The sequence below is a fragment of the Paratractidigestivibacter sp. genome (genome assembly GCF_052362415.1).
In the GTDB taxonomy this organism is placed as follows: Bacteria; Actinomycetota; Coriobacteriia; order Coriobacteriales; family Atopobiaceae; genus Paratractidigestivibacter.
This window is the reverse complement of record NZ_DAWEMK010000023.1, coordinates 1-7885: the sequence shown is the minus strand read 5'-3', so window position 1 is coordinate 7885 and position 7885 is coordinate 1. Positions and strand designations below refer to the sequence as shown.

At 67.7% G+C, this 7885-nt stretch carries 6 protein-coding genes; 4 read left to right on the top strand and 2 right to left on the bottom strand.

All coding sequences use genetic code 11. From position 1 onward, the window contains the following. The 4 genes from ACT84W_RS03840 to ACT84W_RS03825 all read left to right on the top strand — a co-directional run. The coding region (locus ACT84W_RS03840) for a hypothetical protein (RefSeq protein ID WP_444328262.1) at positions 1 to 533 on the top strand (533 nt) is incomplete at its 5' end. Positions 534 to 538: 5 nt separating this feature from the next. Beyond that, entirely contained in the window at positions 539 to 1336 is a 798-nt protein-coding gene (locus ACT84W_RS03835) for an amidohydrolase family protein (RefSeq protein ID WP_444328261.1), read from the top strand. Between the two features lie 44 nt (positions 1337 to 1380). After that, the gene (locus ACT84W_RS03830) at positions 1381 to 2259 is read left to right on the top strand and encodes a dihydrodipicolinate synthase family protein (protein ID WP_444328260.1); all 879 of its coding nucleotides are present in this window, start codon (positions 1381 to 1383) and stop codon (positions 2257 to 2259) included. 159 nt (positions 2260 to 2418) lie between these two features. Continuing rightward, complete coding sequence (locus ACT84W_RS03825; RefSeq protein ID WP_444328259.1) at positions 2419 to 4938, top strand: homocysteine S-methyltransferase family protein; 2520 nt, start codon at positions 2419 to 2421, stop codon at positions 4936 to 4938. On the opposite strand, the gene glpK is transcribed toward ACT84W_RS03825, so the two are convergent. Together glpK and ACT84W_RS03815 are read right to left on the bottom strand one after the other, a co-directional pair. Next, positions 4935 to 6437, bottom strand: coding sequence for a glycerol kinase GlpK (gene glpK, locus ACT84W_RS03820; RefSeq protein ID WP_444328258.1), 1503 nt, complete (start codon positions 6435 to 6437; stop codon positions 4935 to 4937). The genes ACT84W_RS03825 and glpK overlap by 4 nt on opposite strands. 105 nt (positions 6438 to 6542) lie before the next feature. Then, positions 6543 to 7550, bottom strand: coding sequence for an alpha/beta fold hydrolase (locus ACT84W_RS03815; RefSeq protein WP_444328257.1), 1008 nt, complete (start codon positions 7548 to 7550; stop codon positions 6543 to 6545). Positions 7551 to 7885 lie beyond the last annotated feature (335 nt).

Below are 7885 nucleotides of genomic sequence, written 5' to 3'. Positions count from 1 at the left end.
TCCTCGCCGAGTTCATCTTCATCGGCCTGCAGGTTGCCGGAATGTCGCTGTTCTCCACCTTCGCGATGCAGCAGTGGCCTGGCATGACCGCCGGTACCGCCGCGGCGTACCTCTCGATTCTGTCGCTGCTGTTTACCGTGGGCCGCTTCGTCTCCACGCCGATCATGGCCAAGGTTGATGCCGGCAAGCTGCTTGGTGTCTACATGACCGCCTCCGCCGTGCTCTTCTTCGTGGCGTTCCTTGGCCTCGGTCCGGTATCCGTCGTCGCGATGATCGTGTCGTATCTGTTCGTCTCCATCGGCTACCCGGTCGTCTTCTCGCTCACCCTCACGGGGTTCCAGGGCTCTGCTGTCAAGACCGGTTCCTCCGCGCTTGTCATGTCGATCGTGGGCGCGGCGCTGATCCCGCTCGTCATGAGTGCCGTCGCCGATGCCGCCGGAATCAACGTTGCCCTGCTCCTGGCGGTTCCTGGTTTCCTGTACGTCGCTTGGTACGGCCTGTTCGGCAGCAAGCTCGGCCTGGAAAGGAAGTAGCCATCATGGCACTTAAAGTAATCGACTCCCACTTCCACGTCTGGAACCTGGACATCCAGAGCCTTCCTTGGCTCGAGGGCACGGACGGCACGATCACGCACACCTATACCACCAAGGACCTTGAGGCCGAGTATGCGCGCCAGGCGGGCGTGGAGTTCGTCGGCGGCGTGTACGTCGAGGTCGACTGCGCCGATCACGAGGCTGAGGACAAGATTGCCTACGACATCAAGTCCGCCGACCCAAAGATGCTCGCCTGCATGCTTCGCAGCGACGTCTCTCCCTGGATGCGCGTTCCGGCGTTTGCCGCCGGCATCCGCGAGCCGCTCCACATCGATTCCGAGCCCAAGGGCCGCTGCCTCGAGCCGAGCTTCATCGAGGGTCTTCATGCGCTGGCCGAGAAGGGCCTGCCCTTCGAGTCCTGCAATCGCGTGAATGAGCTTGAGGACGCCTACGAGGCGTTTGCCCAGGCGCCCGAGGAGACCGTCATCCTGAACCACCTCGGCAACGTCGAGGCGCTGACGCCCGAGTGGAAGTCAGTCATGAAGAAGTTCGCGAGCCTGCCGAACCTCTACATGAAGGTCTCGGGTTATCCCACCGCAGACAAGCAGTTCGTCTCGGAGCTGCTTAAGTTCGTCCGTGCGACCTTCGACCCGCACAAGCTTCTCTACGCCTCCAACTGGCCGGTCGTAAAGCTGTACTCCAGCTTTGACGAGCACTTCCAGATCCTGCGTGACGAATTTGGCGACGACGAGAACTTCTTTATGAACAATGCTGTTCGTGCGTATGGCCTTAAGATTAAGTAACTTTTTTCTGATCCACGGGGCTTGCCCCAGAAAGAGAGCCAGCTATGTTTGAGGGAGTCTTCTGCCCCTCCATCACCATCACCGACGACGAGGGCAAGATCGACTTCGACCTCTGGGGCAAGCACCTGGACCACTTGGCGGATGCAGGCCTCGACGGTGTGCTTCTGTTCGGAAGCATCGGCGAGTTCTACAGCGTGAGCCTTGAGGACAAGAAGGCCGTCGTCGACTTTGCCGTCAAGCGCGTTGCCGGCCGCATGAAGGTCTTCGTCGGTGTGGGCGATACCACCTACGCGAATGTCCTTGACCTCACCCGCTATTCCGAGAAGGCGGGCGCGGACGCGGTCCTCGCCGTATCGCCGTACTACTTCGGGCCGAGCGACGCCGCCGCCGAGGAGTACTTCGGGGGCATCGCGCAGGCCACGGAGCTGCCCGTGATCCTCTATAACTTCCCGGCTCGCACGGGCACCGACCTCAACCCCGAGCTTGTCGCGCGCCTTGCCGCGGCGCACAAGAACATCTGCGGCATCAAGGACACCGTGGACACCATCAGCCACACGCGCAAGGTCATCCGTGCCGCGCGTGCCGTTAACCCTGAGTTCACGGTTTTCTCCGGTTTCGACGAGTATTACCTGGTCAACCGCGTGAGCGGCGGCAACGGCGTCCTGTGCGGCCTCACGAACGTGGAGCCCGAGACGTTCGCCAAGATGCATGCCGCCTACCAGGCCGGCGACTATGCCACGGCCGTCTCGTGCGCCGAGCGCATCTCCAAGCTCATGGCCGTCTATGACGTGTGCGACCTGTTCGTCTCCGCCATCAAGGCTGCCGTGAACGTCAAGGGTCTTCCCATCTCGACCAAGATCTTCGAGCCGGCCGTCCAGGCCACGCCCGAGCAGGTCGCCTCGATTCGTGAGCTTCTTGCCTAGCTGACAAAAGGACTTCTTGCCTCATTCGAAGCCTGAGCCCGCGACTCTTTGCGATGCAAGGAGTTGCGGGCCTTCTTTTTAAATGTCGCTGCGCTTAAATTCGCGCCGCGTCGCCACCTGCTAGCATGGTTGACCAGAAACCGACGTGGGGAGAAGCACATGACAGACGCAAAGAAGCTCGACTGCACCTGGCCGGAGGCCCGCCTGGAGCCGCGGCGCCTGCGCGTCGCCGACGATTACCTGCAGGGCGTTCTCGACGGGCGCAATTTCCTCGTCATCGACGGCGCCATGGGCACGCAGCTGCAGGAGCGCGGTCTTGCCGCGGGCGAGCTGCCGGAGCTCCTCTGCCTTTCGAACCCCGACGAGATCACCGACGTGCACGCCGCCTATGTGGCCGCGGGCGCAGACGTCGTGACCACGAACACCTTCGGCGCGAACCGCGAGAAGCTCGGCGGCGCCGCGACGGTCGAGCAGATCTTCACCGCCGCCGTTGCCTGCGCGCGCAGGTCGGGCGCCCGCTACGTCGCGGCGGACATCGGCCCCACGGGCCAGCTCCTCGAGCCCATGGGCACGCTGCCCTTCGACGAGGCCTACGCGCTCTTCGCCGAGCAGGCGCGCGCGGCGACCGCGGCGGGGGCCGACCTCTTCATCATCGAGACCATGGCCGACCTCGCCGAGGCCAAGGCGGCGCTTCTCGCCGTGCGGGAGAACTCCGATTTGCCCGCCTTCGTCACGATGACGTTCGCCGAGGACGGCCGCACGTTCTTGGGCACGACGCCCGAGGTCGCCGCAGTGACGCTCTCGTCGCTCGGCGCCGATGCCCTGGGCATCAACTGCTCGCTCGGTCCGAACGACCTCGTGCCGCTGGTCGCGCGCATGCTCCCGTGGGCCAAGTGCCCCGTCATGGTCCAGGCCAACGCCGGCCTCCCGCGCGTGGAGGGCGACCGCACCGTCTTCGACGTGCACCCATCCGAGTACTGCGAGGCGGTCGCGCGCATGCTCGACGCGGGCGTGAACATCGTCGGCGGCTGCTGCGGCACGTCGCCGGAGTACACCGCGGGGGAGCGCGCGCTGCTCGCGGGCCGCGAGCCCGCGCCGCGCGAGGTCCGCGACTGGTTCTGCGTGGCCGGCCCCCAGCAGGTCACGAGCCTGCGCATGGGCCAGGTCGGCGTCATCGGCGAGCGCATTAACCCCACGGGCAAGCGCAAGATGAAGGAGGCCCTGCGCAGCGGCAACCACGACTACGTCATGGGCGAGGCCATCGGCCAGACCGAGGCCGGCGCCCAGATCCTCGACGTGAACGCGGGCCTGCCCGAGATCGACGAGCGCGCCACCATGGTTGAGCTCGTCGCCGAGCTCCAGGGCGTGACCACGCTGCCGCTCCAGATCGACTCCGCCGACCCCGCCGTCATCGAGGCGGCCGTGCGCGCCTACCCCGGAAAGGCCCTCATCAACTCGACCAACGGCAAGCAGGAGATCCTCGACGCCGTGCTGCCCATCGCCAAGCACTACGGCTGCGCGATCGTCGGGCTCACGCTCGACGAGGGGGGCATCCCGCCCACGGCCGCCGGGCGCATCGCCGTCGCGCGAAAGATCGTCGCTGCGACCGACGCCGTCGGCATCCCGCGCCAGGACGTGGTCATCGACTGCCTCTGCATGGCCGCCTCGACCGACCAGAGCGCCCCGCGCGCCATCCTCGACGCCATCGCCGGCGTCAAGCGCGAGCTGCCGGGCGTTCGCACCGTGCTCGGGCTCTCCAACATCAGCTTCGGACTGCCGTTCCGCCCGCTCGTCAACGCGACGTTCCTCTCGGCGGCGTTCGGCGCCGGGCTCGACATGGCCATCATGAACCCGCTGGTGGGGCGCATGATGGACGTCGTCGACTCGTGGCGCGTGCTCTCCGGCGAGGACGAGAGCGCCCAGTACTACGTGGCGCACTACGCCGATAGGTCGGACAAGCTGCCGGCGGGCGTCGGGCCCGCGGCCGCCGATGGCAAGAAGGCCGCGCCGGCAGGCGCCGGCACCGCCGCGGCGACCGGCGCCCAGACCCCCGAGGAAGAGGCCCGTGCGCTCGTCCTCGCCGGCCGCAAGGGGCCGATGCCCGAGGTCGTTGGACGCGTGCTCGCCGACCACGACGTGCTCTACGCTATCAACGAGGTGCTCATCCCCGCGCTCGACGAGGTGGGCGAGCGCTTCGAGAAGGGCAAGTTCTTCTTGCCCCAGCTCATGGCGTCCGCCGAGGCGGCCAAGGCCGGCTTCGAGGCCATCAAAGAGGCGAATGCCGGCGCGGAGGGCTCCGACGCGGTGTCCTCGAAGGGCAAGATCGTCATCTGCACGGTCCATGGCGACATCCACGACATCGGCAAGAACATCGTGCGGATGCTCCTCGAGAACTACGGCTACGACGTCGTCGACCTCGGCCGCGACGTCCCGCCCCAGACGGTCGTCGACGCCGTCGTCGCCGACCATGTGCGGCTCGTGGGCCTCTCTGCCCTCATGACCACAACCGTCCCCGCGATGGCCGAGACCATCGAGCTTCTGCGCAAGGACGCCCCGTGGGCCAAGGTCATCGTCGGGGGCGCCGTGCTCAACCCCGAGTACGCCCAGATGGTCGGTGCGGACTTCTACGCCAAGGACGCGACCGAGACCGCCCGCATCGCCGGCGAGGTGCTCGGCTAGCCGATGGTCCGCCTGACCGCGTCGTGCCAGCCGGCGAGGTGCTCATCCGCCCATGCGGAGTCCTTCTCGCGGCGGAACACGTCGTCGCCGTCGCGCAGGCCGCGCAGCTCGTCGGTGCTCGACCAGAACCCGGTCGCGAGCCCGGCGAGGTAGGCCGCGCCGAGCGAGGTCGTCTCGAGGTTCTGGGGGCGTCGCAGCTCGCAGCCGAGCAGGTCCGCCTGGAACTGCATGAGGAAGTTGTTCGCCGAGGCGCCGCCGTCCACGTTGAGGACCCCGAGCTCGCCTCCGGCATCCTCCGCCATCGCCGCGGCGAGGTCGCTCACCTGGTAGGCGAGCGCCTCGAGCGCTGCACGGGCGATCTGCGCCCGCCCCGCGCCGCGCGTGAGGCCGAAGATCGCCCCGCGGGCATCGGGCTCCCACCATGGCGCCCCCAGGCCCGTGAACGCGGGCACGATGTAGACGCCGCCCGCATCGGGGATGCTCGTCGCGAGGGCCTCGGTCTCGGCCGCCGAGCCGATGATGCCGAGCTCGTCGCCGAGCCATTGGATGAGCGCGCCGGCGACGAAGACCGAGCCCTCGAGCGCGTACTCCAGCCCGCCGGCCGCGGCCTCGGGCGCGCTCGCGGCGACGGTCGTCACGAGGTTGTGGGAGCTCGCGCGCGCCTCGTGCCCTGTGTGCAGCAGCATGAAGCAGCCTGTGCCGTAGGTGTTCTTGGCTTGGCCGGGCGCGAAGCAGCATTGGCCGAAGAGCGCCGCCTGCTGGTCTCCCGCCACACCGGTGATGGGGATGCCCGCCGGGAGGCCGGGGTAGCTCGTCTCGCCAAAGAAGCCCGAGCTCGGGCGCACCTCGGGCATCATGGACGCCGGGATGCCGAAGAGCCGCAGCAGCTCGTCGTCCCAACGGCCCCCGTGGATGTTGAAGAGCATCGTGCGGCTCGCGTTCGTCGGGTCGGTCGCGTGCACGAGCCCACCGGTGAGCACCCAGACGAGCCAAGTGTCAACCGTGCCGAAGAGCAGCTCGCCCGCGTCTGCGCGCTCGCGGGCGCCGTCGACGTTGTCGAGGATCCAGCGTATCTTGCTCGCCGAGAAGTACGCGTCCGGAAGAAGTCCCGTCTTTGCCTGGACCATGGCCTTGACCTGCGGGTCTCCGCAGAGCTCGTCCACAAGGCCGGCGGTGCGGCGGCATTGCCAGACGATGGCGTTCATCACGGGCTGGCCGGTCGCGGGGTTCCACACGATGGTCGTCTCGCGCTGGTTGTCGATGCCGATGGAGTCGATGTCCTCCGCCGAGAGCCCGTGCCTCGCGATGAGCTCCGTGAGGCAGCCGAGCTGCGAGAAGAGGATCTCTTGCGGGTTGTGCTCGACCCAGCCCGGCTGGGGGAATATCTGCTGGAACGGCCGCTGCACGCAGTCGACCATCCGCCCCGCGCGGTCGATGAGGACCGCCCGCGAGCTCGTGGTCCCCTGGTCGAGCGCGATGACGTACTTCTGTGTGCCCATGTTCGCTTCCCTTCGCTCAGCTGGTTGGTGCCCTGCGACTTCGGCGGGGCCCGGACGTCGCCGTTCCCGCGACTTCGGTCCTGCCCCGGCGATTGTCGACGACCCTCAGCGCCAGGCGTCGGCGCCCGCGGGCTCAGCGCTACGGCCGCCCGCTCCAGCCTTCTCGCCGATCCAGGAGGCGACGTCTGCGAAGACCTCCGCGCGCCCACCCTCCTGCAGGATCTCGTGGCGCATGTGCTCGTAGACCTTGCAGGTGACGTCAAGCGACCCGGCGCCGCGAGCGAGCTCGGCGGCGGCCTGGACGCCTAGGCCCATGTCTCCCACGGGGTCGCCGTCTCCTGAGATGTAAAGGAGCGGCAGGTCATGGGGCGCGGCCGCGGCGCATGCCCTCGAGCAGGCCTCGGCCGTGAGCGCCGTGAGCGCCGCGTAGCCGCCCGCGCTGAACATGAAGCCGCATTCCTCGTCGGCGACGTACGCGCGCACGTTGTCCTCGTTGTACGAGAGCCACTCGAAGCCGGTCGGACCGGGGACCGCCTTCGCGTAGCCGCCTGCGCCCATGGAGTCGAGGAGCTTCGAGCGGTAATCCTCGCCCCGCGCCGCCGCGATGGCGAGCGCCAGGGCGTGCCCCGCGCGGGAGACCGCCACAGGCACGGTCCCCGTGCCGCAGATGACCGCGCCCGCGAGGCCTTCCCCGTGCCGACTCAGGTAGCAGCGGACGATGAAGCTGCCCAGCGAGTGGCCGAAGAGCACGTAGGGGGTCTCGGGGCCGAACTTCGCGGAGACGATGCCTCGCAACGTGTGCTCGTCGGCGATGAGCGCCTCCGCCCCTCCATGGGCGGGCAAACAACCGCGCCTGCCCGGCTCGGTCGAGGCGCCGTGGCCGATATGGTCGTCCCCGCAGACGACGTAGCCTTGCCCGCACAGGTACCGCGCGAACTCGTCGTAGCGGTGGATATGCTCGCTCATCCCATGGACGACCTGCACAATGGCCTTCAGGCGCGCGCCTGCGCCGACCGCAGCCGGTCGCCAGATCCGGGCATGTATCGTGGAGCTGCCGTCGGCGGACGGGAACTCGATGTCTTCGATCGCTGCACTCACAGGGTCCTCAGGCATGTCGCCTCCAGGTCATGGCCAACCAAGGTTTGTCCTCGGCGCCGACCCTCGGAGGCTCGAATCGCCGGGACTCGTCCTCGGTGAGTTTCCCCTTCGATGCTCGCTCGTCGCCGTCTCTCCCGCCCAACGGCACCTCTGGTTTGGGCAGCGGCGCGGTTTGGGGGATACTATGCCCCGGTGGCCGCGCGCCGCGCGCCAAAGCGAAAGAAGGAATCATGGGCTTCCACTGCACCGATTGCGTGTTTAGCGAGTTCACAAAGAGCGAGAAGAACGGCACCTACCAAGGCTCCTGCAGCCGCGGGTACACGCTCACTGACCCGCATGTGCGCGAGTCC

Coding starts and splice junctions, on each gene's coding strand:
- ACT84W_RS03815 (WP_444328257.1), bottom strand. CDS start 7,550: ATGCCTGAGGACCCTGTGAGTGCAGCGATCGAAGACATCGAGTTCCCG.
- ACT84W_RS03835 (WP_444328261.1), top strand. CDS start 539: ATGGCACTTAAAGTAATCGACTCCCACTTCCACGTCTGGAACCTGGAC.
- ACT84W_RS03825 (WP_444328259.1), top strand. CDS start 2,419: ATGACAGACGCAAAGAAGCTCGACTGCACCTGGCCGGAGGCCCGCCTG.
- glpK (WP_444328258.1), bottom strand. CDS start 6,437: ATGGGCACACAGAAGTACGTCATCGCGCTCGACCAGGGGACCACGAGC.
- ACT84W_RS03830 (WP_444328260.1), top strand. CDS start 1,381: ATGTTTGAGGGAGTCTTCTGCCCCTCCATCACCATCACCGACGACGAG.